Annotated in this window: 23 protein-coding genes, 1 CRISPR repeat array and 1 other annotated feature; of the genes, 12 read left to right on the plus strand and 11 right to left on the minus strand. The window is 45.3% G+C overall.

The genetic code is table 11. The annotated features are described in order from the left end of the window. Nucleotides 1-143: 143 nt before the first annotated feature. The 7 genes from GCHA_RS15015 to GCHA_RS15045 all read right to left on the minus strand — a co-directional run bounded on the left by GCHA_RS15015 (nt 144) and on the right by GCHA_RS15045 (nt 5,939). On the minus strand, nt 144-527 hold the full coding sequence (locus tag GCHA_RS15015) for a hypothetical protein (protein ID WP_007989688.1): 384 nt from the start codon (nt 525-527) through the stop codon (nt 144-146). A gap of 2 nt (nt 528-529) precedes the next feature. Beyond that, nucleotides 530-1,894 (minus strand): sulfite oxidase, encoded by a 1,365-nt coding sequence (locus GCHA_RS15020; protein WP_007989689.1) that lies wholly within the window; start codon nt 1,892-1,894, stop codon nt 530-532. Nucleotides 1,895-1,917: 23 nt separating this feature from the next. Beyond that, nucleotides 1,918-2,898 carry a YeiH family protein gene (locus GCHA_RS15025; protein WP_007989690.1) on the minus strand — a complete coding sequence of 327 codons (981 nt, stop codon included), beginning with the start codon at nt 2,896-2,898 and terminating at the stop codon, nt 1,918-1,920. A 66-nt stretch (nt 2,899-2,964) separates the two neighbouring features. Beyond that, entirely contained in the window at nt 2,965-3,954 is a 990-nt protein-coding gene (locus tag GCHA_RS15030; protein WP_007989691.1) for a TauD/TfdA family dioxygenase, read from the minus strand. 9 nt (nt 3,955-3,963) lie between these two features. Next, nucleotides 3,964-4,929 (minus strand): aldo/keto reductase, encoded by a 966-nt coding sequence (locus tag GCHA_RS15035; RefSeq protein ID WP_007989692.1) that lies wholly within the window; start codon nt 4,927-4,929, stop codon nt 3,964-3,966. 284 nt (nt 4,930-5,213) lie between these two features. Beyond that, nucleotides 5,214-5,636 carry a hypothetical protein gene (locus tag GCHA_RS15040; protein ID WP_007989693.1) on the minus strand — a complete coding sequence of 141 codons (423 nt, stop codon included), beginning with the start codon at nt 5,634-5,636 and terminating at the stop codon, nt 5,214-5,216. A 3-nt stretch (nt 5,637-5,639) separates the two neighbouring features. Further along, nucleotides 5,640-5,939 carry a hypothetical protein gene (locus tag GCHA_RS15045; RefSeq protein ID WP_007989694.1) on the minus strand — a complete coding sequence of 100 codons (300 nt, stop codon included), beginning with the start codon at nt 5,937-5,939 and terminating at the stop codon, nt 5,640-5,642. A gap of 409 nt (nt 5,940-6,348) precedes the next feature. Then, nucleotides 6,349-6,462 (plus strand) — a sequence feature (His leader region). Nucleotides 6,463-6,542: 80 nt separating this feature from the next. Between GCHA_RS15045 and hisG the strand changes: the two genes are divergently transcribed. The 12 genes from hisG to GCHA_RS15105 all read left to right on the plus strand — a co-directional run bounded on the left by hisG (nt 6,543) and on the right by GCHA_RS15105 (nt 17,731). Then, a complete protein-coding gene (gene hisG, locus GCHA_RS15050; protein WP_007989695.1) occupies nt 6,543-7,442 on the plus strand; it encodes an ATP phosphoribosyltransferase in 900 nt (299 codons plus the stop codon). An 80-nt stretch (nt 7,443-7,522) separates the two neighbouring features. Beyond that, complete coding sequence (gene hisD, locus GCHA_RS15055) at nt 7,523-8,839, plus strand: histidinol dehydrogenase (RefSeq protein ID WP_007989696.1); 1,317 nt, start codon at nt 7,523-7,525, stop codon at nt 8,837-8,839. Next, a complete protein-coding gene (hisC, locus tag GCHA_RS15060) occupies nt 8,832-9,947 on the plus strand; it encodes a histidinol-phosphate transaminase (protein WP_007989697.1) in 1,116 nt (371 codons plus the stop codon). The genes hisD and hisC overlap by 8 nt, the downstream gene beginning before the upstream one ends. A 1-nt stretch (nt 9,948) precedes the next feature. Next, complete coding sequence (gene hisB, locus GCHA_RS15065; protein ID WP_007989698.1) at nt 9,949-11,025, plus strand: bifunctional histidinol-phosphatase/imidazoleglycerol-phosphate dehydratase HisB; 1,077 nt, start codon at nt 9,949-9,951, stop codon at nt 11,023-11,025. Beyond that, complete coding sequence (gene hisH, locus GCHA_RS15070) at nt 11,025-11,654, plus strand: imidazole glycerol phosphate synthase subunit HisH (protein ID WP_007989699.1); 630 nt, start codon at nt 11,025-11,027, stop codon at nt 11,652-11,654. The genes hisB and hisH overlap by 1 nt, the downstream gene beginning before the upstream one ends. Before the next feature lie 8 nt (nt 11,655-11,662). Next, on the plus strand, nt 11,663-12,397 hold the full coding sequence (hisA, locus tag GCHA_RS15075; RefSeq protein WP_007989700.1) for a 1-(5-phosphoribosyl)-5-[(5-phosphoribosylamino)methylideneamino]imidazole-4-carboxamide isomerase: 735 nt from the start codon (nt 11,663-11,665) through the stop codon (nt 12,395-12,397). Between the two features lie 344 nt (nt 12,398-12,741). After that, complete coding sequence (locus tag GCHA_RS15080) at nt 12,742-13,740, plus strand: branched-chain amino acid aminotransferase (protein ID WP_007989701.1); 999 nt, start codon at nt 12,742-12,744, stop codon at nt 13,738-13,740. Nucleotides 13,741-13,812: 72 nt separating this feature from the next. After that, nucleotides 13,813-14,586, plus strand: a complete 774-nt coding sequence (gene hisF / locus GCHA_RS15085; RefSeq protein ID WP_007989702.1) for an imidazole glycerol phosphate synthase subunit HisF — start codon at nt 13,813-13,815, stop codon at nt 14,584-14,586. A gap of 74 nt (nt 14,587-14,660) precedes the next feature. Beyond that, nucleotides 14,661-15,281, plus strand: a complete 621-nt coding sequence (gene hisIE, locus GCHA_RS15090) for a bifunctional phosphoribosyl-AMP cyclohydrolase/phosphoribosyl-ATP diphosphatase HisIE (protein WP_007989704.1) — start codon at nt 14,661-14,663, stop codon at nt 15,279-15,281. A gap of 549 nt (nt 15,282-15,830) precedes the next feature. After that, complete coding sequence (locus tag GCHA_RS15095; RefSeq protein ID WP_007989706.1) at nt 15,831-16,388, plus strand: cytochrome b; 558 nt, start codon at nt 15,831-15,833, stop codon at nt 16,386-16,388. Continuing rightward, a complete protein-coding gene (locus GCHA_RS15100; protein ID WP_007989708.1) occupies nt 16,385-16,954 on the plus strand; it encodes a YceI family protein in 570 nt (189 codons plus the stop codon). Before GCHA_RS15095 ends, GCHA_RS15100 begins: the two co-directional genes overlap by 4 nt. A gap of 315 nt (nt 16,955-17,269) precedes the next feature. Then, nucleotides 17,270-17,731, plus strand: coding sequence for an Hsp20 family protein (locus tag GCHA_RS15105; protein ID WP_007989710.1), 462 nt, complete (start codon nt 17,270-17,272; stop codon nt 17,729-17,731). Between the two features lie 375 nt (nt 17,732-18,106). Here the strand turns inward: GCHA_RS15105 and GCHA_RS15110 are convergent, their stop codons facing one another. The 4 genes from GCHA_RS15110 to recR form a co-directional block, all read right to left on the minus strand. Continuing rightward, nucleotides 18,107-18,496 carry an MAPEG family protein gene (locus GCHA_RS15110; protein ID WP_007989714.1) on the minus strand — a complete coding sequence of 130 codons (390 nt, stop codon included), beginning with the start codon at nt 18,494-18,496 and terminating at the stop codon, nt 18,107-18,109. A gap of 132 nt (nt 18,497-18,628) precedes the next feature. Beyond that, nucleotides 18,629-19,273 (minus strand): adenylate kinase, encoded by a 645-nt coding sequence (gene adk, locus GCHA_RS15115; protein ID WP_007989718.1) that lies wholly within the window; start codon nt 19,271-19,273, stop codon nt 18,629-18,631. A gap of 189 nt (nt 19,274-19,462) precedes the next feature. Continuing rightward, nucleotides 19,463-21,385, minus strand: coding sequence for a molecular chaperone HtpG (htpG, locus tag GCHA_RS15120; protein ID WP_007989721.1), 1,923 nt, complete (start codon nt 21,383-21,385; stop codon nt 19,463-19,465). A gap of 156 nt (nt 21,386-21,541) precedes the next feature. Then, entirely contained in the window at nt 21,542-22,144 is a 603-nt protein-coding gene (gene recR, locus GCHA_RS15125; RefSeq protein WP_007989723.1) for a recombination mediator RecR, read from the minus strand. Nucleotides 22,145-22,523: 379 nt separating this feature from the next. After that, nucleotides 22,524-24,829: direct repeats of the CRISPR family, unit length 28 nt; unit sequence TTTCTAAGCTGCGTGTGCCGCAGCTAAC. Nucleotides 24,830-24,865 lie beyond the last annotated feature (36 nt).

A 24,865-nucleotide genomic window follows, 5' to 3' on the forward strand; every position in this document is an offset into this window, starting at 1 on the left:
CCTGTAAGGAATGCCCCAGCGGCTTTTGCTCTGCGTTCTCACTATTTGAAAGGGAACAACCATTACTTCATAGCGACGCCTTAATCAAAAAACCGCTGGACGCATTCTGAGACGGTCACTTATTAATGCGGATTGGTATATCCTCAACTTTTCGGCATTAAATGCGCTGGTAGCAGTGCCCTTCGGCCCATATCTCGCTCACCATAGTTAGCACTTAGATAATCGAGTATTTCGTCCTCTTGAGGCAGAGGCCACAAATTTTGGGTTTTCTGCATCCAGCGAATTGTACTTAGCCAGCGCTCTCTACTCATGTGGTTTTGAGTCACCAATTTAGCAGAATGACAGGCAGTACAGTGGGCCCTCACCATTTCAAACCCGGGCTGTATCACGAGCCCAGATGCTGAATCGATTTGTGCTTTATCTGCCGGCTCACTAGCCCACGCTGGCAAAGTGCACGTCATATAAAAACATATTAGCCCTGCGAGCAAGCGTTTAGCAGGCAGAGATTCAAATTTTAAACCCAGCATGCTCATACCACCTGCACAGCAACGCGATGGCACGCATTGTTTAAATATCCTTTGGGGTTCCAGCCCGGCAAAATCATAGGCTGACTGACGCCATCACTGTCTGTCGCCTTAGCCCAAACTTCAAAGTAGCCTTTGCTGGGAAAATGAATTTCACTTTGCCATTGCTGCCAAGCATTGCGATTAACCGGTTTTTCAACCTTAGCTTGTTGCCAGGTTTGACCAAAGTCAGTAGAGATCTGAACCTGCTTTACGCTTTTATCACCTGCCCACGCATGCCCGCGTACGGCAAATGCATCAGACTGTTTATGGTTTTCCCCCGATTTAGGAAACGTAATAAGCGACTTAACAGGCATAGCGTGAATAATACACATGTCTTCATCCGCGACTTTGCTACCCGGCGCAACCGGCTCACAAGGTACGCGATATGCAGGTGCCGCCATTTTCGCTCCATCATGAACTTGGTCACGTATCACAATGCGCTCAAGCCATTTTCCCGAGGTAGATGCAGGCCACCCGCCTATCACCAAACGCAGTGGATGTCCGTTCATCAGCGGAATATCCGCATCATTCATCGCCCAAGCAATGAGGTTTTCTTCTTCTAACGCTTTGTTAATAGGAACGCCACGGGAGATAGCTTCTTTGCTTGGATCGCCGCTGATGTGCGTGTCTTTACCGTAGTAACCAATGTAAACCGCGCTGTCTTTTATTCCTACGTCCTTAAGCACATCGGCTAAGCGTACGCCGGTCCATTTCGGGCATGCTACCGCCCCTGTGGTCCACTGGTTGCCTTTGGCACCTGGGCTGAACTCGGCACGCCCATTCCCGCCGCACTCTAGTGTCAGTTGGTAACTATGATGAGTAAACTTTTGCTTTAAATCTGCCAGACTATATTGTTTGCGCTGCTTGGCTGACTCTCCCTCTATGGTTAACACCCAATTCTGAGAGTCTATTTCACTAGGCGGAATACCATTGTTACGCACAAACATATTTTCTGCTTTGGTGATCTTGTCATCCAACATATGAGCAGGGGTTTCTGCATTAATAGGCCGGTCATTCAACACCACCAAGCCCGCACTTTTTCCCACAATAGTGGACGGGCTATTTGTTTGCGCAAACGCACTTGAAATCATACCGGAAGGAAGAATTGGCGCTAATAAGCTTTGCGCCCCAGCGAATGCGCCAAGTCCTAATATAAAGCGACGACGCGATAAGCCACGAGACGCACTCGCCTCGTGTGCTAGGGATGAAGACGCTGCGTCAGATAAAGATACATTTGAAACAGATTCGGTATTTGAATCATTGGAAATTGCCGAAGGCTCATTGGCAGAAGAAAAAATAGACTCAGGCTTGGCCTGTGCTGGTTTCATGACATCACCTCTTTTAAGAAAATTTAAAGATAAGGAAGGCATACCAATATCAGTCCAGCGATCCATGCCGTTTCTAGCATCAGCAATAAAATAGGTTTGAAACCAACCGTCAATAATTGACTTAAATTAGATTTCATACCAATCGCCGCGATAGCGATGACTAATGCAAAACGTGAGATATCGGTAGATAATTTGGTCAATGCCTCAGGCAAGGCTACCACGCTATTGATGCTCATTAAAATAACAAAACCGATTAAAAACAAGGGAATACCTGGTGCTTTTGCATTACTGGTTTTATCGATATTCATCCGCAGCACTAACAAAATACACACCACCACCGGCATCAATAAGGCCACACGAACCAGTTTGGTCAGCGTTGCTAACACGCCAGTTTGCTCTGACACCGAATATCCTGCACCCACCACTTGAGCTACGTCATGAATAGTGCCTCCAAGGAAAATACTGGTGGCAGTTTCATCGAGCCCTAACATGCCAGCTATAATGGGATAAACCACCATCGCCATAGTCGATAGTGCCGTCACGCCAATAATGGTTAATAGAGTGTCACGATCTTTGTCTTTACCTTCAGGCAACACGGCAGAGATAGCCATTGCAGCTGACGCGCCGCAAATTCCTACGGCTCCGCCTGTCAGTACGCCAAAACGTTTCTGTAAACCAAACGCTTTTGCCAGCACCATGCCGAGCAAAATGGTGCTCATTATGGCCACCACGAGCAATAGGCCTGTTTTCCAACCCAGTGCGATTAAATCCCCAAAGGCAATGCGTAATCCAAGTAGCGCAACGCCAATACGTAGTATGGTACTGGCGGTAAATTCAATACCGGTTTTACATTGAGTGCCTTGATGTAAAAAAGACATGGCGATGCCTAACAATAAGGCAAATAACATGGCGGGCGCGCCGTAATGGTCGCTTAAAAAAAGCGCCGCCATGCCCACAGTTGTCGCCACCATAATGCCAGGTAGCAATGTTTTTATTTTATCCATATTTATCACTACCTGAATTTAGGTGGGCGTTTAAGATTGTTAAGATGTATTACGAGAAGTGCGTAATTAATCCATGGCTAATGCGACAAGAACTTCACGCTTGCGCTCACCTGAATATGAACGACGTCCGTGCATACTCATGTAGTTATCAACCAAGGCAACATCACCGTCCTGCCAAGGCAGATCAAAGGTGTAGTCTTTGGCTAAATCCGTTGCCAATTGCAAACCTTCAACAGGGATCGCACTGCCATCACCAAAAGTAATCGCACTTGAAGGATTTTCACGTACGCCCTTCCAGCCCATGAACGCGGCAATAAGTTGGTTGTAGAAAACTTCTTTACCGTTTTCTAGCTTAACAACGGCTGGTAAAACTGGCGTAGTAGCACGTAAACCACCATCTTCTGTCCATTCCCAGCTATAGCCGAGCTCTTTTAGCTTAGCTTCTGCTTCTGCTTGGCTTTCAACACTTAGCGTGCTTTTCCAGCTACGACCTTGACCAGAATTCACGTCATTTTCGCTTGGCATGTGCGTAGTGTATTTCAAGCCTTTATTGATAAAGTCTTGTGCTAACGCAGGTTGCTGCGCTTTTAGCTCAGCGAACAACAAATCAGACCGGCAAATAGGCGTTGCTCCGCCCTCGTCCGCAGCTGTTTTGCAGAAGAAAAATACCTTACTTGGTGAAATAGGCGTTTGAGCCATTTCGTGATGCAAAAATATTTCTACATGTTTAGGCGCTTCATTGGCGGTAAACACGCGCTCAGTGAAATTAATACGCACCGCGTTTGACAAGGATTCTTTATACGTAAAGTTTGGGTAACCAAACGCATTCGAAAACTCATCAAAGGTTTCAGCTGAATTAAGTGGGAAACCACGGAACAAAATCGCCCCTGACTCTTTTAGTTCAGCTTCAAGTGCGGCTTTATTTTGTTCAATCCATGCGGCGCATTCATCTAAAGTCTGCAAAGAGCCGTCGTTTAGTACGACTCGAGGAAAAACTGAATCACCGCTTTTGAGTTGATGAGGCACATCAACATAGTTAATCGCTTGTTCTGACATAATTACACCCTAATCGTAGATTGGATAGAAAGTATTAAATGCTTCTGCACAGAAATGGCCAGGATCATTAAAACGGCGGTTGCTGTTCAAGGCATTGATATCGTCCATTTCTTGCTGCGACAATTCGAAGTCAAAAATGGCTAAGTTTTCAGCTAAACGCTCAGGTTTAGAGGTTTTAGGAATAATCGCATTGCCCCGTTGAACGCCCCAACGAAGTACGACTTGAGCAGCTGTTTTGCCTAAACGCTGGGCCGCGGCTTTAACAACGCTTTGCTCAAGCACAGATTCAGCAGCGCCTGCCATATCTAGTTCAAGGTATGACAAGGCGCCAAGTGGTGAAAAGGCTGTCACTTGAATGTCGTACTGCTTGGCCAATTTCATCAAACGTTCTTGCGTCAAATACGGGTGTGATTCTACTTGCAACATGGCTGGCTTGATTTTGGCGTAGGCCATCAAATCGTTTAACAAACCTGTGTTGTAGTTACAAACACCGATTTCCTTGGTAAGGCCTTTTTCGACCAAGGCTTCCATGGCTTGCCATGTTTCGAACAAAGGTACCGGAGCCAATTCCATTTTAGGGTTTTCGGCGCTCGGGTCAGTGATCCACTCAGGCGGATAACGATCGTCGAAGGCAACGAATGGCTGAGCGATAGGGAAATGAATCAAGTACAAGTCTAAATATTCTAATTGAAGATCTGACAATGAGCGTTCAATTGCTTGTTGCACATGCTCTTTAGCATGATAGGTATTCCATAACTTGGAAGTGATCCAAAGATCTTCTCGAGTACACAGTCCTTCGTCGATGGCGCGCTTAATCCCTTGACCAACTTGCACTTCGTTACCGTAATCACAAGCGCTGTCTAAATGGCGATAGCCAGCTTTGATGGCTTCGTAAACAGCATCTGCACAAATATCTTGGGGGATTTTCCAAAGGCCGAAACCGACTTTTGGCATTTTGCTTTGACTAAGTGACATACAATCATTCCTAGGGTGAAAGGCTACAGGTAATAAAAAAGACGCTAACTAAATTCAATATTATGTCTTATATAAGACATAAGTTAAGGCACTGCCTATGATTTGTCAAATAGTTGTGTATAGCTTAAACAAGTTATACACAATCAGAAACTCAACCAATTGATTTTAAATGATTATTTAAAATCACATCAGTAAACGAAATGTAAACAAGAGGTTGATGAACGAGAAAGCAGAGCGGAAATCTGCCTCTCGTTATGTGGGATTTACCGTATAAGAGTCGCTTTTTATTGATTCAGCAACTCACGTAATTTACGTTCGGCGGCTTGTGCGGGCGATTCGTATTCTGTTAAATCTGAGACGCCGTCCAGATCATGGGATTCACTGGTGTGACTTTCACTATTATCTTCTGTGTCATCTCCAAACAAAGCGGCAAGTTGCGCTTTCGCTCTGCGCTGTTTGTCTAGCTTAGTGTCATCAAACGCTCTGCTCGATAACGCAAAATATTCGCAAAAATTTGCCCGCTCTTTGTCAACAATGTATTCGGCGCGCTCTTCATCACACCCAGTGCGATTTTGCGCATCGTGATTAAGACACATTTTGCACGCATGTATGTCCGTTTTGCACTGGCTGCATTCTTCACGGCGAGATACAGGGGTAATTATACGTTCTAGAAACGTACCGCACTGCCAACACGTTGCAGTTGCCATAAGTTAAACCTCAATATCAATGAATTTAGGATCATCAGAGTCAGGCTCTTTAGGCTGCGCTTTCTCTGTGGTGTGTTGTGCGCTTTTTGCCGTGGCATCTGGCGTAGCAGATTGGCTTTCTTGATTGTTGCGCTGACGCCTTTTTTCTCGCGGATCGTCTTTATCTGGGCGATAAGGTTCGTCATCTTCGTCGATGCGTTTCAACGCATCCTTTTTATCAATTTTTTTGACCTTGAGTTCATCATGGGCAATCGGTGATTTCCCTTCCCGTGGTAAAATCGAAAATAGTAAGTCATTCAACATCACTCTCTCCCGTTCATTACCTTTAAATAGTGTTATCCGTAAACTACAACACGACCCTAAAGCGCTTCTACTATCTAATGCATGTTAGCTAATGTTGCTTATTGCCTGTCGTGGCACTACTTACCTATCGTGTAAAGTTAGAGTACACATGCACATCAAGGTTCCCGCCTGCATAAAGCTGCTAACCCGAATATGCTGTTAAGTGCAAGTATAAAAGCCAAAACTGAGCCCATTTAAATTATGCTTTTTAGCAGTAACTTATTCCTGTTTCACTTTGCAACATTTTTCCACAAATTAGCGCAAAAAGTTAGAAGTTTACTATTGCATTAAGCAAGCCAATTAGCTAATGTTTGCGCCCTCAGTCGAAACACGGCCCAAGAATTACAATGTTTATCTCAATTACGCCAGCGAAACATCACCATCATTTAGCATAACCTTTCAGGTTGGTGCTGGAAGGTCTATTGATTCCTTCCTGCGGCGTAACGATTAACTAGCCCCCGGAAGGAAACTTCCGGGGGTTTTTCATTTAAGGCATTGAAAAATATATAATTCATGAGCATCGGTAAGATGAATTAACGCAAATGATAATAGGACAAGCAACTTATGAGTGACAGCAACAGATTACGTATCGCAATTCAAAAATCAGGTCGCTTAAGCGACGACAGCATTGCGTTATTGAAAGCCATTGGCGTTAAACTGCAAATTCGTGACCGCTTGCTAATTGCTCACGCGACCAATTTACCTATCGACCTACTTCGTGTTCGCGATGACGACATCCCAGGATTAGTAATGGATGGTGTAGTTGACTTAGGTTTCATTGGTGAAAATGAATTAGAAGAGAAAATGCTTGAGCGTCAAGCATCGGGTAAAAAATTCGAATTTAAAACCTTGCGTCGCTTAGATTACGGCGGATGTCGTTTGTCTATCGCCGTACCGAATGAGTTTGATTACCAAGGTGTTCAATCGTTAGAAGGCAAAAAAGTAGCGACAACTTACCCTTTCTTACTTGAGCGTTTCTTTAAAGAAAACAACGTTAACGCGTCTGCCGTTATGCTAACAGGCTCTGTTGAAGTTGCTCCTCGAGCAGGTGTGGCCGATGCCATTTGTGACTTGGTTTCAACCGGTGCCACCCTTGAAGCAAACGGGCTAAAAGAAGAAGAAGAAATCTTCCAATCAAAAGCCGTTCTGATTCAGCGCGCAGGTGAATTACCTGAAGCAAAAGCCCAATTGGTTAGCACATTCTTGCCACGTATCGACGGCGTTATGCAGGCCAAAGAAAGCAAATACATTATGCTGCATGCACCTAAGACTTACCTTGAACAAGTGAAAAGCTTGTTGCCTGGTTCTGGTAGCCCGACAGTATTGCCATTAGCAGGCAGCGACGACACGGTAGCCGTGCACGTAGTTAGCTCTGAAACACTGTTTTGGGAAACCATGGAAAAACTTAAAGCCTTGGGCTGTAGCTCGATATTGGTGATGCCAATCGAAAAAATGATGGGTTAGTGGATCAGTTACTCATTGTGTAATTGAGCAAGCTAATACGCAGTACGAATACCTTTAATTGGTCAGTGAGACGAACGAAAATGCAAACATGGTCGGGCCTAGATGAAGGCCAACAACAGGCATTGTTAAGCCGCCCAGCGATGGCGGACAACAAAACACTCAGCAATGCAGTCGCTGAAATTATTCAGCAGGTTGCCGACAACGGCGATAGCGCATTACGTGAATTAACCGCACGCTTTGATGGGGTTGAACTTGGTGAGCTAAGTTTATCCACAACTGAATTAGCCAATGCTCAGCACGACATCAGCGAGCATGTGAAAGCCGCGATTGATACGGCATACGGCAATATTCACGCCTTTCACAGTGCGCAAAAGCCTGTAGATGTAAAAGTGGAAACTGCGCCAGGCGTGGTGTGCGAGTTAAAGCACGCAGCGCTAGATTCTGTTGGTTTGTATATTCCTGGCGGCAGTGCGCCGCTTATCTCTACTGTTCTCATGTTAGGTGCTACCGCACAGGTTGCCGGTTGCCCGCGTAAGGTTTTATGCACCCCGCCGAATAAACAGGGTCAAGTGCCAGTTGAAATTCGTTACGCAGCTAGCTTATGTGATATCAACGAAGTGTATTTAGTGGGCGGTGCACAAGCCATCGCCGCTCTGGCACTGGGCACGGAATCGATTGCGAAAGTCGATAAAATCTTCGGCCCGGGCAATAGTTTTGTCACCGAAGCCAAACAGCAAGTCAGCCGCATTCCTGCAGGGCCAGCGATTGATATGCCCGCCGGGCCCTCAGAAGTACTGGTGATTGCTGATAGTAAAGCTAACCCGGTATTTGTTGCCTCCGATTTACTGTCGCAGGCAGAGCACGGCGCTGACTCACAAGCCATTTTGGTAAGTGACTCACGAACGTTGATCCAAGCCACAGAGCAAGAGGTAGAGCGTCAATTAGCCACGCTTAGCCGTCAGGAGACCGCCCGTAAAGCTATGGCGCACAGCCGTTATATTTTAACGGACTCTATAGACAGCGCAATTGAAGTAAGCAACCAATACGCCCCGGAACACTTAATTGTGCAAGTGGATAACGCACGAGCGTGTTTGCCTAAGCTTAAAAACGCGGGCTCGATTTTCGTTGGTCAGTGGTCACCTGAATCAGCTGGAGATTATGCCAGCGGGACAAATCACGTACTGCCCACGTACGGTTATGCCCGCAACTACTCAAGTTTGGGCTTAGCAGACTTTATTCGCCGCTACACAGTGCAAGAGCTAAGTGCCAGTGGCCTTCAAAACATTGGCAGTGCCATCATGGATTTAGCCCAAGCGGAAGGCCTCGACGCCCACAAACAAGCGGTTGCGTTGCGGTTAGAGACTCTTGATAGTCAACAGGAGCAAAACAATGGCTGAGCCAGTGAATAACCTTATCGATTTGCTGTTAAACGAAAATATTAAGGGACTTAAGCCCTATGAGTCTGCACGTCGTTTATTTTCTGGTGCAGGCAACAAACAACAAGCGTGGTTAAATGCCAACGAGTCACCTTTTGCCAATGAGTATGACATCGATGCTCAGCGTTTTAATCGCTACCCTGATTGTCAGCCACCAGCTGTCATCGATGCTTACGCACAATACGCTGGCATAGAATCAGACCAACTACTGGTGAGTCGCGGTGCAGATGAAGGCATTGAATTACTCATTCGCGCTTTTTGTACTCCAGGTAAAGACAGCGTGCTTATTTGCCCACCCACATACGGCATGTATGCCATTAGCGCTGAAACCTGTGATGTGGGTATAGAGCGCGCCCCTCTTAATGCTGATTTTTCACTCGACGTTGCGGCCATTAAAGCGTTTAAAGGCAAGGTGAACTTGGTCTTTATTTGTTCGCCAAATAACCCCACTGGCACCAGTGTTGATAAAAATCAGTTGCTTGAGGTGATTGAGCACTTTGCTGACAGTGCAATTGTGGTGATTGATGAAGCCTATATTGAGTTTGATCGAGACAATAGCTGGGCAACGCAGCTAAACCAATATCCAAATATCGCCATTTTACGCACCCTGTCTAAAGCGTTTGCCTTAGCAGGTTTACGTTGCGGGTTTACTCTGGCTCAAGCGCCGATCATTCAAGCGCTTATGAAAGTGATTGCTCCCTATCCTATTCCAGAGCCTGTGGCGCAAATTGCTGCTCAAGCCCTGGGTCAAAACGGCTTAGCAACGCTTGCACAACAAGTTGGCGTGTTAAACGCCGAAAAAGCCGAGCTTAAAAAAGCGTTAATGGCGTTTAACGATATTGCGTTGGTCGGTGACGATAAAGCTAATTTTATTCTATTTCGTACACCGAAAAAGAGCGCGTTAATGGCGCATTTGGTCGCCAATGGTATTTTGATCCGCGACCAGTCAAAACAAGTGAATTTAGACAACTGCCTACGCATTACCGTGGGCAGCCTTGAACAGAATAAACAATTGCTGAGCGGAATCAGTCGTTTTTTCACCCTTCAAACATCTACGCAGGAGGCCTAACGTGAGCCTAAGTCAGCAAGCTATTTTATTCATCGACCGTGACGGCACGTTAGTTGAAGAGCCGCCCATCGATAAGCAACTCGATACCCTAGAAAAACTGGTTTTTGAGCCTATGGTGATGCCAGTATTAGCCCAGCTACAAAACGCGGGCTTTCGTTTGGTGATGGTATCAAACCAAGACGGTTTGGGCACAGATAGCTTCCCTCAAGCCGATTTTGATTTACCCCATGATAAAATGATGAGCATTTTTGCTAGCCAAGGTATTGTCTTTGATGACGTGCTTATCTGCCCTCATTTCCCTGAAGATAATTGCACTTGTCGTAAGCCGAGCCTAGGACTAGTCAAAGACTATTTACAGCAAGGTAAAATCGATTTCACTCGCTCATTCGTGATTGGCGATCGTGAAACCGATATTCAATTAGCTGAAAATATGGGCATTGTGGGTATCCGCTATGATCGCGAAACAAAAGACTGGCCGTCGATTGCCAAGCAATTGTTGGCATCAAGTCGTATTGCTGAAGTGGTGCGTAAAACCTCAGAGACAGATATTCACGTTAAAGTCGATTTAGACTCTCAAGCCAAATCAAGCATTGAAACCGGCATTGGCTTTTTCGATCATATGTTAGATCAAATCGCCACCCATGGTGGTTTTGAGCTTAACCTGCGTGTTGACGGTGATTTACACATTGACGACCACCACAGTGTTGAAGACACAGCACTCGCCCTCGGTGAAGCGCTGAAAAAAGCATTAGGCGATAAACGCGGTATCGGCCGTTTTGGATTTGCCCTACCTATGGATGAGTGCCGTGCAGAGTGCATTATGGATATTTCAAACCGTCCGCACCTTAAATTCGAAGCTGAATTTAGCCGTGATACAGTGGGTGAAATGGCCACCGAAATGGTTCCGCACTTCTTCTATTCTATTGCCCAAGCGATGGGTTTGTCTTTGCACTTATCGACTTCAGAGGGCAATGCACACCATCAGGTAGAAAGCTTATTTAAAGTGTTTGGCCGCGCGCTGCGCCAAGCAATTCAGAAAAACGGTGAAGCCCTTCCCAGCAGCAAAGGAACACTATAGTGAGCACATCAGCACCTTTGGTTGGTAGCAAGCAGAATATCGTTATTGTTAATACAGGCTGCGCCAATATCTCATCAGTAAAATTTGCCGTTGAGCGCTTAGGGGTAAAAGTGGATGTATCTGATGATGTTCAGGTCATTCAAAAAGCCGATAAAGTGTTTTTACCCGGCGTTGGCAGTGCCAACGCGGCCATGGCCAGTATCGAAGTTAAGCAGCTTAAGTCTTGTATTCAAGGCTTAACCCAGCCTGTGTTAGGCATTTGTTTGGGTATGCAACTTATGGTTGAGCGCTCAGAGGAAAGCTTAGTCGATAGCACACCTTGCTTAGGTATGATCCCGGGTGACGTACAACGTATGCAGGTAGGTGATTTACGCCTTCCTCACATGGGGTGGAACACAGTGTACCCGGTTGAGCAAAACACCTTATTTAAGGGCATTGATGCAGGCAGTTACTTTTACTTTGTGCACAGTTTTGCCGTTGCAGTGGGTGAACATACCTTAGCGCAATCTGACTACGGTATGCCTTTTTCAGCGGCGCTACACAAAGACAATTTCTTCGGGGTGCAATTTCACCCAGAACGCTCTAGCGACGCTGGCGCTGCCCTTCTTAAAAACTTTATCGAGTTATAAACCAGATTATGATTATTCCTGCAATAGATTTGATTGAAGGCTCAGTAGTTCGACTTTATCAAGGCGACTACGAGCAAAAAACCCAGTACGAACTAAACCCAATTGACGTGGTTAATAGCTACGCTGACCAAGGCGCTAAGTGGTTACACATAGTCGATTTAACCGGTGCAAAAGACACCAGTAAGCGCCAGTTGAAGCTAATCGGCGATATGGTGGCCACAGGGCGCATGCAATTTCAAGCAGGCGGCGGTATTCGTAGCGAACAAGACGTGGCGCAACTGTTAGAACTTGGGGTAAAACGTGTTGTTATTGGTTCACTTGCTGTCAAAGAGCCAGAATTGGTGAAAGGCTGGGTGACCAAATACGGCAGTGAGGCCATAGTATTGGCGCTTGATATTAACATTGACGAGCAAGGCAATAAGTTTATTGCGACCCACGGCTGGCAAGAAAACTCAGGGGTATCATTAGAAGCCCTATTAGAAGACTTTTTGTCAGTGGGGGCCAAACATGTGCTGTGTACCGACATCAGCCGTGACGGCACTCTTCAAGGGGCCAATCATCAGTTATACAGTGAGATGGCAGCCAAATTCCCGACGATTGAATGGCAAGCATCTGGCGGTATCGGTAATTTAGACGATATCGAAGTGCTTAAGCCAACCCAAGTCAGTGGGGTTATTCTTGGCCGTGCTTTGCTTGAAGGTAAATTCACCGTCGAGCAAGCTATTGCAAGGTGGCAAGGCTAAACGACTTTTTGCTGTATATGCGGCCTGTTATTCGGTCGCCTAGTAAAGTGCGTAAGAGCACAGTGCGTAATAGTAGTGAGTACTAGTTGTAAGCAACAGTTGTGAGTGTTGTAAGTAACAGTTGTAAATAACAGTTGTAAGCAACAGTAAGTAGTAAAGCATTAACCTAGACGGTGACGTAGATACGTACCTCATGTAGCAGGTTGACACGATCCCTAACAATAGTTTTCAGTGAAAGGATTGCGCTCGTCTTGTGCTTACTAAATAATTGATAGATTGAACAGTAAATGATCATGGTAACAGTGATAGCGCTGCACCGTGACCCCACGATTTAGGAAAGAATGATGGCAGCATTTGGTACGGTTTTCATGCCCGAAATGGCATTGACTACATTTGAAAACAATCAATGGAGCGACGCAAAAATCGTTTCAGCAGATAGCATCAATTTACACCCTGGCGCACATGTTTTGCATTACTCAAGCACTTGCTTTGAAGGCTTAAAAGCATTCAAACATGATGACGGTAGTGTGCATGTTTTCCGCATGGACCAAAACATTGAACGCTTTGCCCAAAGTGCTCGCCTGCTGTCATTGCCTGAAATCGATAAAGAGCAAGTCGCCCAGATGATTTTAGACATAGTCGCTCAGTACGTTGACGATGTACCGGCCCCACCAGGCTCTATGTATATTCGCCCAACTCATATCGGCACTGAAGCGGCAATAGGCAAAGCTGCCGTGCCATCATTGCACTCAATGCTGTATGTACTGTTATCGCCTGTGGGCGATTACTTCACTGGCGGTGCGAAAGCGTTGCGTTTATTACTTGATGAAACTGGCATGCGCTGTGCCCCGCATATGGGCATGATAAAGAGTGGTGGCAACTACGCCAGTGCACTTGGGCCGATTTCTAAAGCACGTGTTGATCACAATGCTGACCAAATATTGTTCTGCCCTAATGGCGATGTGCAAGAAACCGGCGCAGCCAACTTTTTATTGATAGATGGCAATGAAATTATCACCAAAGGCTTAGATTCTTCTTTTTTACATGGTGTCACCCGCAACACGATTTTGGCCTTAGCCAAAGACTTGGGCATGACCATCAGCGAGCGTAATATCACTGTGGCCGAGCTACTTGAGCGCGCGGCGAAACCAGGTGTTGAAGCTGCGTTATCAGGCACAGCTGCTGTACTGACCCCCGTTGGAACCTTTATACATGAAGATAAAGAATACACGGTAGGTAGCGGCGAAGCCGGCCCTACAACAGCTAAATTACGCCAAGCACTGAATGATATTCAGTGGGGTAAAGCACCTGACGTACATGGTTGGCTAAAGCGCGTTAAATAAGCCACGTTAAGGCGCCTACAGCTGAACGGTAGGCGTAATCATTTGTAAAATAATTAAGGTAAAAGGTTTACTATGCTCGCTAGGCGCATTATTCCCTGTTTAGATGTTCGTGATGGTCTTGTGGTAAAAGGCGTTAAGTTTCGTAACCACGAAACCATTGGCGAGATTGTGCCGCTGGCCGAGCTTTATGCTCAGCAAGGTGCTGACGAATTGGTTTTTTATGATATCACTGCTTCCAGTGATCAGCGCGTGGTAGATAAAAGCTGGGTAACCCGTATAGCGCAAGTGATTGATATTCCTTTTTGTGTCGCTGGCGGAATAAAGTCAGTTGAAGACGCTGGCCGCATTCTTGAAATGGGTGCAGATAAAATTTCGATTAACTCCCCTGCTCTTGCGAACCCAGCACTTATCCGTGAACTGCATGACACCTTCGGTCAACAATGCGTGGTAGTCGGTATCGATAGTTTCTTTAATGAAGAAACCGGCCAGTACCAAGTTCATCAATACACGGGAGATGAAAGCCGTACGCAAATTACCCGCTGGCAAACGGCTGACTGGGTGAAAGAGGTACAGCAACATGGCGCAGGTGAAATTGTACTTAACTGTATGAATCAAGATGGTGTACGCCAAGGTTACGACATCACTCAACTTGCGGCTATTCGTGAAAACTGCGCGGTTCCATTGATTGCTTCGGGCGGTGCGGGCGAAAAAGTGCATTTCAAAGATGTATTTGAACAAGCAGATGTAAACGGTGCTCTGGCGGCATCCGTGTTTCACAAGGGCATCATCCCCATCCCTGAATTAAAAACCTACTTACGTGAACAGCAGGTCGCCATACGCGATTAATAATCGCGTAAACTAGGCTAAACGATAGAGCACTGCTAAGCACAATATTTACCTGAGAAGAATACGAGAAAGACATGATTATCAATAAGCAAAACGTCGAGCAATTGGCTTGGCAGAAAATGGACAACCTATTACCCTGCATCGTGCAAGATGCCACCACAGGTAAGGTGTTAATGCAGGGCTACATGAACACTGATGCAATCAACCATACCCTTGAAACGCGTCATGTCACTTTCTTTAGTCGCTCTAAGCAGCGCTTGTGGACCAAAGGAGAAACTTCAGGCCACACGTTAGACTTAGTAGAGCTTAGTGCTGATTGTGACAAAGACTCGATTTTAGCCCTAGCCTACCCAAATGGCCCAACGTGCCACTTAGGCACAGAAACCTGCTGGGCTGATGCTAAATCGCCGTCAGTTAGCTTTATTGCTGAACTAGAGCAAGTTATTGCCTCACGTAAAGGCGCGTCGCCTGATTCAAGCTACACAGCTCATCTTTACAGTAAAGGCATCAAGCGTATCGCGCAAAAAGTAGGTGAAGAAGGCGTTGAGACAGCACTAGCAGCCACCGTGAAAGACTTAGATGAGCTTAAAAATGAGTCCGCTGATTTGCTCTATCATTTACTGGTACTGTTACAAGCAAGTGATTTGTCGTTGAGTGACGTTGTTGAAGTACTGCAAGCCCGTCACGCCAAATAATACCATTCCACGTTAATAAGTGATCACTCAGCGAGAGTTTAAAAGGGCTTAAACAAGGCGTATGACTGAATGAATAGTTGTTCTCTTTCGAAGTCATGCAACGCAGTGTAAGTCCTTTTAAAACTCGCCTACAAGGAATGCCCCAGCGGCTTTTGCTCTGCGTTCTCACTATTTGAAAGGGAACAACCATTACTACATAGCGACGCCTTAATCAAAAACCGCTGGACGCATTCTGAGGCGGTCACTTATTAATGCGGATTGGTATAAGTCATGACATTTACCTTGGCAGTTGCTGCCTAACAAGTAGCAACTGTTAAGAGCGTAATTTCCCCTTCGCAATACTTGGTTACACTCATATTTTCCTCGCTAATTATGAGCACATACGTAAGCAAACCCGCCCTACCCCTTTTGGTTAAAGGTTTACCCGATACTTGGCTATAACAAAGGACTAAACCCTTCGAATTAGTAGATGTAAAGTTTCGTAATTTCGTCATTTTAATAAAATAAAACGAAGGATATAGTATATCTGGTTTAGATTAGGTGCTTGAAATGCTTAGAAATTCATCTCAACAATATGGTTGGCTCAGTATACTGTTTCATTGGTTCAGCGCTGTCATCGTAATAGGCATGTTTGCCCTTGGATGGTGGATGGTTGACCTGAACTACTACAGCCCGTGGTACACCGATGCTCCCCACTACCATAAAAGTGTCGGCATACTGCTGATTGCTCTAATCACTGCACGTATTGCGTGGAAAGTCAGCCAAACAAGTCCTGAAGCAATAGGCAATAAATGGGAAAAAAAGGGTGCTAAAGTGGCGCACGTATTACTCTATTTATTGATTTTCACAATGTTTTTTAGCGGATATTTGATTTCCACTGCTGACAACCGAGGTATTGAAGTATTTAACTGGTTTACATTGGGCTCCATTGGGCGTTTATTTGAAGACCAAGCGGATATAGCAGGATTAGTTCACGAATACTTAGCCTATACCCTGATTGGATTAGCTAGCTTGCACGCGTTAGCCGCATTCAAACATCATTTTATTAATAACGACACAACTCCGGTAAGAATGCTTACCTTAAAACAACAAAAGGAACAGAAATGAGAAGATCACTTTTAGCATTTGGTTTACTCGCTTTATTAACCAGTAAAGCATTTGCCGCAGACTATATAGTGGATACAACAGGCGCGCATGCATCAATTAATTTTAAGATACAGCACCTAGGTTATTCCTGGCTAACTGGCCGCTTTAATACCTTTGACGGTAAATTTAGCTATGATCCTGCTAAACCTGAGGCGTCTACCATTTCAGTGAATATTAATACTGACAGCGTTGATTCAAACCATGCTGAGCGTGATAAACACATACGCAGCGAAGACTTTTTATATGTTAAAAAATACCCTACTGCGAATTTTGTCAGCACCAAAGTAGAAAGCTTAGGCGGAGAGCGTTTAAAAATATTCGGTAACTTAACCTTACACGGCATCACCAAACCTATCATCATCATGGCCGAGAAAATCGGCGAAGGTAAAGATCCATGGGGTGGATATCGTGCCGGCTTCTCAGGTACCACGCGTATTGCCATGGCAGATTACGGGATCATGACCAACCTTGGGCCTGCATCCACCCATGTTGAGCTTATGTTGAACCTAGAGGGTGTTAAACAATAGCTCTGTGGACATTTAGCGATCACAGCCCACTTTTCAGTGGGCTTTTTATTGATTTATTTAAAATAATAAACATATAAAAATCAATTACTTAACAATAAAATCAAACTTTATTTAATTTTTTTAATTGAAAAATGTTGTGCCTATCCCTACATAGTATTTGTTGACGCCGAAAGGGTCGACACAGATTCAAAGGAAGCGGATCTGGCAGGAAACTGCAAAGCCCTTAGGGTTACGCGAGGAACGCGTTACTTAATTAACGTCGCCGCTAGTCGGGACACTTTAATCACATATTGCTTTATAAAGAGGATATGCAAAATGCGTAATATCGATCTATCTCCACTATACCGTTCATTCATTGGTTTTGACCACTTGGCATCCATGATTGACACTGCATCTCGTAACGAAAAACAATCTAGCTACCCTCCCTACAACATTGAGTTGATAGCCGAAGATAAGTATCGCATCACTATGGCGGTTGCGGGTTTCGCAGAAAACGAAGTCTCAATTGAGGTGCAAGAAAACACCCTAAAAGTCACAGGCAACAAAGCAGCTGCCTCAGACGAAGAGCGAAAATTCCTTCACAAAGGGATATCGGAACGTAACTTTGAACGCAAATTCCAGTTAGGCGACCACGTTAATGTGCTCGACGCCAAAATGGAAAACGGTTTACTTCACGTTAATTTAGAGCGTGTGGTGCCAGAAGCGAAAAAGCCGCGCACCATTCAAATTGGTAGCAGCAACGAAAAGTTAATTGAGGACGGAAACAAAGCGTCGTAATTAACCCTGCTAACATTTGATGTGTTCCCTGTGAATCAAAACGGCGCCTAGTGAGCGCCGTTTTTTTATGTCTTATACCAATCCGCATTAATAAGTGCCCCCTCAGAATGCGTCCAGCGGTTTTTGATTAAGGCGTCGCTATAAAGTAATGGTTGTTCCCTTTCGAATAGTGAGAACGCAGAGCAAAAGCTGCTGGGGCATTCCTTTCAGGCGAGTTTTAAAAGGGCTTACACTGCGTTGCATGACTTCGAAAGAGAACAACTATTCATTCAGTCATGCGCCTTGTTTAAGCCCTTTTAAACTCTCGCTGAGTGATCACTTATTAACGTGGAATGGTATTATATCAATTCCATTAAATCGCCAGAATAAACGCTTTTAATAAAGAGACACTATGTTCTGTATCGACAGTCCAATCAGCGCGATGAAAGTCAATAACATACCAGATACACGTTGCCAGCTTGCCCCTGAGTGATGTTTAAGGCCATAGGCATGCACTAACCTACCGATAAGCAATGCAACCCCTGCACTATGTAATACAGCTGAGTGGGCTTGGTTAATTTCAGCCACTAACATCAGCACCAAAATCAAAGGTACATATTCTGCAAAATTGGCGTGAGCACGAATGACACCAAGAAAGTGGTTGTCTCCTCCGTCACCTAAACTGATTTTTCCTGATCTGCGACCTTGTATCACAAGAATCGACAGGTACATAAAGGTTATCCCAAGTAGTCCGCCGTAGAATGCAGTAATTGGTGTGTGTAACATGAGCAATAGGTTCCTATATTATTGTGTTTACGTTTATCGTTTTACGTTATTCGAAACAGTTGTAGGCTGATTATAGACATAAAAAAACCCACTTTTCAGTGGGTTTTCTATCATTCGTTTAAATAGCGAGAATTAACCAAGTAAAGATGATAATTGCTGGCTTACGACATCAACGCCTTTGGTACCATCAATTTTATGGTACTGGCAGTTGTTTTCGCTCGCTTCATTCTGGTAATAATCCACTAATGGCTTTGTTTGCTCGTGGTAAACACTTAAGCGGTGACGAACGGTTTCTTCTTTGTCATCTTCGCGGATAACAAGGTCTTCACCGGTTTCATCGTCTTTACCATCGTTCTTAGGTGGATTGTATTTCAGGTGATATACACGACCTGATGCAGGGTGAACCCGGCGGCCAGCCATGCGCTCTACAATCACTTCATCCGGTACATCAAACTCGATAACGTGATCGACATTAATGCCTGCTTCTTTCATTGCATCAGCTTGAGGAATGGTGCGCGGGAAACCGTCAAGTAAGAAACCGCCTTGGCAATCTTCTTGCGCAATGCGCTCTTTTACCAATCCGATGATAAGCTCATCAGAAACCAGTTTACCTTCATCCATAACGCGCTTAGCCGCGTTACCTAGCTCGGTGCCAGCTTTAATAGCTGCTCGTAGCATATCACCCGTAGAAATCTGCGGAATGCCATATTTACCCATTAAAAATTGAGCTTGAGTGCCTTTACCAGCACCAGGAGCACCAAGAAGAATAATACGCATATTCTTTCCCCTCGCCTTAAGTTTAAAGTTAAAAAATTCTGTGCCGAACTTTACACATTCGGCCTTTTAGTTACAAGCCATATAAGACGTATGTCTTAGGTCAAATGTATAAACTTCTATTAATGCATAATATACACAAAAAATGGGCTAAAGAGCCCATTTTTTAACGTTATGTTGAGTAATTTAGCGTTATTTTGCTAAATTCATTAGTAGAGTGTTTAATTTCTGCACAAAGGCTGCAGGGTCTTTCAAGCTACCTTGTTCTGACAAAGCCGCTTGGTCAAATAAGACTTCAGTCCACTGTCCGAAACGCTCTTCATCTTGCTCATCTGCAAGCATTTTCACCAAGGTATGCTCTGGGTTCAATTCGAAATGATATTGAGCCTCAGGCACTGGTTGACCTGCCGCTTGCATCAACTTGATCATTTGCGTGGTCATGCCACTGCCATCAGCAACAATACATGCAGGTGAATCAGTTAAGCGGTGGGTAAATTTCACTTCAACGACTTTATCGCCTAACACCGTTTTAACGCGCTCAGTTAAGCCTTCAACTTGCTTTTCAGCTTCTTCTTGGGCTTTTTTGCTGTCTTCGTCGTCTAAGTCGCCTAAATCTAACTCACCGTGAGTAATTGACTGGAATGACTTCTCGTCAAATTCGGTAAGGTGTGACATTAACCACTCATCGACGCGGTCTGACATCAGCAATACTTCAATGCCTTTCTTACGGAAGATTTCTAGGTGTGGGCTAGACTTCGCTGCTTTGTAGCTATCGGCTGTGATGTAGTAGATTTTGTCTTGGCCGTCTTTCATACGACTAACGTAATCTGCAAGCGACACTGTTTGCGCGTCACTGTCACCGTCAGTTGAAGCAAAACGCATTAGACCAGCAATTTTCTCTTTGTTTGCGTGATCTTCCGCTGGGCCTTCTTTTAAGACATTACCGAACTCAGCCCAGAAACCTTGATACTTTTCGCTGTCGTTTTTCGCCATGCGTTCAAGCATCTGCAATACACGCTTCGTACACCCTTGGCGAATAGCCTGGGTAATTTTGTTGTCTTGCAAAATTTCGCGCGATACGTTCAATGGCAAATCGTTTGAATCAAGTAAGCCTTTAACAAAACGCAAGTAAGTAGGCATGAACTGTTCAGCGTCATCCATGATGAATACACGCTGTACATATAATTTTAGCCCGTGCTTTTGGTCACGGTTCCACATATCAAATGGCGCTTTAGCCGGGATATACAGCAAGCTGTTGTATTCAGTTTTACCTTCAACCTTGTTATGTGACCATACAAGTGGATCAGTAAAATCATGAGATATATGCTTGTAAAACTCTTTGTACTCGTCGTCAGTTACTTCTGACTTATCACGCGTCCACAGGGCTGTTGCCTTGTTTACTGCTTCCCATTTTGCAGGCTGCGCAGGAACTTTTTCGCCGTCAGGGCCTTCGCTTTCAGGAACTTCCTCTTTGTACATCATCACAGGAATGCTGATGTGATCAGAGTATTTGCTTACGATAGAGCGCAAACGCCAGTCATCGGCGAACTCTTTTTCGTCATCACGCAAGAACAAGGTAATTTCAGTACCACGATCTGCTTTTTCGATATCAGCAACAGTGAACTCGCCTTCACCTTCTGAAGTCCACTCAACGCCCTTACTTGCGTCATCACCGGCAGCGCGCGAGCGCACAACGACTTTCTGAGCAACAATAAATGCCGAGTAAAAACCAACACCAAACTGACCGATTAACTGTGAATCTTTCGCTTGGTCGCCAGATAGATTGCTGAAAAATTCAGACGTACCTGATTTTGCAATAGTCCCTAAATGCTCAATAACACTGGCGCGGTCCATACCGATACCGTTGTCACTGATAGTGATAGAGCCGGCGTCTTTATCTATGCTTAACTTAACGCATAAATCGCCATCACCTTCGTATAGGCTGTCGTTAGACAACGCTTTGAATCGTAATTTGTCAGCTGCATCGGCAGCGTTAGAAACAAGTTCACGAAGAAATATTTCTTTATTCGAATAAAGTGAATGGATCATCAACTGAAGTAATTGTTTTACTTCGGTTTGAAAGCCATGAGTTTCTTGATGGGCAACTTCAGCCATGGACAAGTATCTCCTAAGTTAGTTGGTTTCTGTTTGTGTGTAAGGAGATAAGGCCGCTTGAATGCAATTCAATACAAAACATGAAAAAATTGTAACTATCGATGAGATATTGAACGGCCTAAGAACAAGACCGTTAAAAAAGTGCGATATTTTCGCTTATAACAAGCTTCTTCGACCGACAAAGGCATGGGTTAGTGTGTTGCCATCAACATACTCTAACTCGCCCCCTACCGGCATACCATGGGCTAAACGTGTGGCTTGAATATCGCGAGCTGAACACATTTGACCAATATAATGAGCAGTCGCTTCACCTTCAACCGTAGGGTTAGTGGCTAAGATCACCTCATTTAAGTCTTTATTGTCGAGCAAATTGGCCAGCTCGTCTAAACCGATTTCACTTGGGCCGATACCGTCGATAGGCGATAAGTGCCCCATCAACACAAAGTACAAGCCTTTAAACTCAGCAGTTTGCTCAATTGCCACCACGTCTTGTGGTGATTCAACAATACACAAAGTCCCTGCTTCACTGCGCGTAGGATGAGCGCAAATCTCACATAATTCACTTTCAGTGAAAGTACGACATTGTTTGCAATGCCCCACATGCTCCATGGCGTTATGCAACACCTGGCTCAACTGCAAGGCACCGCTTCTATTTCGCTCTAATAAATGAAACGCCATACGCTGAGCACTTTTTGGGCCCACACCAGGTAACACTTTAAACGCATTAATTAGCTCTAAAATAAGAGGACTAAGTTTCATCTATACTGCCTTGAATGAAAAAGTAAGTTTACTTGCTATAAAATTGTGACACCCAACACCTAACCGCACAATTAAGTGTATTCATTATGAAGCGACATGCTTAACAAACCAAGGGTTTAAGCACGCCAAGCACAGTTCACAAGCAGCGCATACTAACGTGTTTATCAATATTTCTCTATCCCAAGTCGGCCGATTTTTAAGTGCTTAAAAAATGATTAGTCATCACTTTTTAGCCTTGTAATAACGAGAAAATTGCGCGCTCCCTAGCTTCAGTATGATTTTTAGCAGCACCGCTGCGCCCGATTGAACGACCGAGCAGGACGCTCAGGCTGGGTGAGTATCATCAGGGACGTGTTTACTCCGTTATTGAATAATCATATTTCTAAGCTGCGTGTGCCGCAGCTAACGTGGAAACTTCATAAAGAAGCCAGCCCCAAAGTTTCTAAGCTGCCTGTGCGGCAGCGAACGGACGACGAGCAGCTGCACAACATTGACCACTTTTCTAAGCTGCCTGTACGGCAGCGAACCAAGCTCGTCAGCCAAGGAAGGCACCCTTTTATTTCTAAGCTGCCTGTGCGGCAGCGAACATGCTTAGACTCAGGCCAAGCTAACTCAGAAATTTCTAAGCTGCGTGTGCCGCAGCCAACGATACCTATTCCTAAAGACCTACGCTTCATGATTTCTAAGCTGCGTGTGCCGCAGCTAACCTGCTCCTAGTTTCCCTGTGACGGCCCAGACTTTTCTAAGCTGCGTGTGCCGCAGCTAACTCGCCACATTATAATATCGCTGCATATCTTCGTTTCTAAGCTGCGTGTGCCGCAGCTAACTTTTTCGGTGCGCCAGGTATCGCTGATGTGGTTTTCTAAGCTGCGTGTGCCGCAGCTAACAGTGTGTAGATACTTGAGCGGTACAACCAGTCTTTCTAAGCTGCGTGTGCCGCAGCTAACAGTGTGTAGATACTTGAGCGGTACAACCAGTCTTTCTAAGCTGCGTGTGCCGCAGCTAACAGGCAATGCTAAAAGTCATAGACGACACTAAATTTCTAAGCTGCGTGTGCCGCAGCTAACAGGGTTTACGCCAGTGGCGCATGGTCATAGCTTTTCTAAGCTGCGTGTGCCGCAGCTAACCCAAAGCGTTTATGAATTCCTCTTTTGCGCTTTTTCTAAGCTGCGTGTGCCGCAGCTAACGCTATAAAGCTGTGTTTAAGCCCGCTGTAGCGTTTCTAAGCTGCGTGTGCCGCAGCTAACAGTTTTCATATAAAGCCTTTTCGCCGCCTACATTTCTAAGCTGCGTGTGCCGCAGCTAACGCAAGCAGTAATGGGATCGTCCCGCACTGGGCTTTCTAAGCTGCGTGTGCCGCAGCTAACAAAATCAGTAAGCATTGCCCATGCGCTAACATTTTCTAAGCTGCGTGTGCCGCAGCTAACCTAGCAGGGTGAGACGCGCTTTCATTTCACTCTTTCTAAGCTGCGTGTGCCGCAGCTAACTAGCGCTCCATAGTTCGGCTTACCACCAGAAATTTCTAAGCTGCGTGTGCCGCAGCTAACTCTAGGTTCGCTATGTCATACGTTAACTGTTTTTTCTAAGCTGCGTGTGCCGCAGCTAACTAATAGCTTAATCGCGTGTTGTATTTTGTCGTTTTCTAAGCTGCGTGTGCCGCAGCTAACGTGATTATCCGACTGTTTGAAATATGCGGTTATTTCTAAGCTGCGTGTGCCGCAGCTAACAAAGGGGGCAGGTACGCGGTTTTTCTTGAATGTTTCTAAGCTGCGTGTGCCGCAGCTAACGTGCTGCATACGAGTGTGAAGAACTTCATCACTTTCTAAGCTGCGTGTGCCGCAGCTAACCCCTGTTCAGTGTCGTATGCTTGCATTATTGCTTTCTAAGCTGCGTGTGCCGCAGCTAACTATTAAAATCAGGTCCCAGCGAAGTTTTCTGATTTCTAAGCTGCGTGTGCCGCAGCTAACGGGCGGGTGTTTTCTTGCATAAATACTGGGGTTTTCTAAGCTGCGTGTGCCGCAGCTAACACCCACCAATCGCCACGCATAGCGCCATGCTTTTTCTAAGCTGCGTGTGCCGCAGCTAACGTGCGCCATTTACTTTCCCTTTTGATTTTCGGTTTCTAAGCTGCGTGTGCCGCAGCTAACTGCGGTTACACCTTCGAACGATGGCATTTTGCTTTCTAAGCTGCGTGTGCCGCAGCTAACTATTCACCCAAAGTGTAAGCGCCCCATATAAATTTCTAAGCTGCGTGTGCCGCAGCTAACTGGCTATGCATCGCATTAACCCTGCACTTTCTTTTCTAAGCTGCGTGTGCCGCAGCTAACATTCACCCAAAGTGTAAGCGCCCCATATAAAATTTCTAAGCTGCGTGTGCCGCAGCTAACTGCTTGTTGTTGCGCGGTTGTTGAACTTGGCATTTCTAAGCTGCGTGTGCCGCAGCTAACACGTGCTGGCGTTCCTGCTGGCACACCGCATTTTCTAAGCTGCGTGTGCCGCAGCTAACCCATGGACGATATAACAACGTTTCTTTGCCATTTCTAAGCTGCGTGTGCCGCAGCTAACCCAAAAGCAGCGCATCATATGTGCGGCCAATTTTTCTAAGCTGCGTGTGCCGCAGCTAACTCGGGGCTGGCTTCTTTATAAAATTGCCGCGATTTCTAAGCTGCGTGTGCCGCAGCTAACATTCCCTTCACTGTCCGTCTTGTGCAACTCAGTTTC

This window comes from Paraglaciecola chathamensis S18K6, assembly GCA_000314955.1.
GTDB lineage: Bacteria > Pseudomonadota > Gammaproteobacteria > Enterobacterales > Alteromonadaceae > Paraglaciecola > Paraglaciecola chathamensis.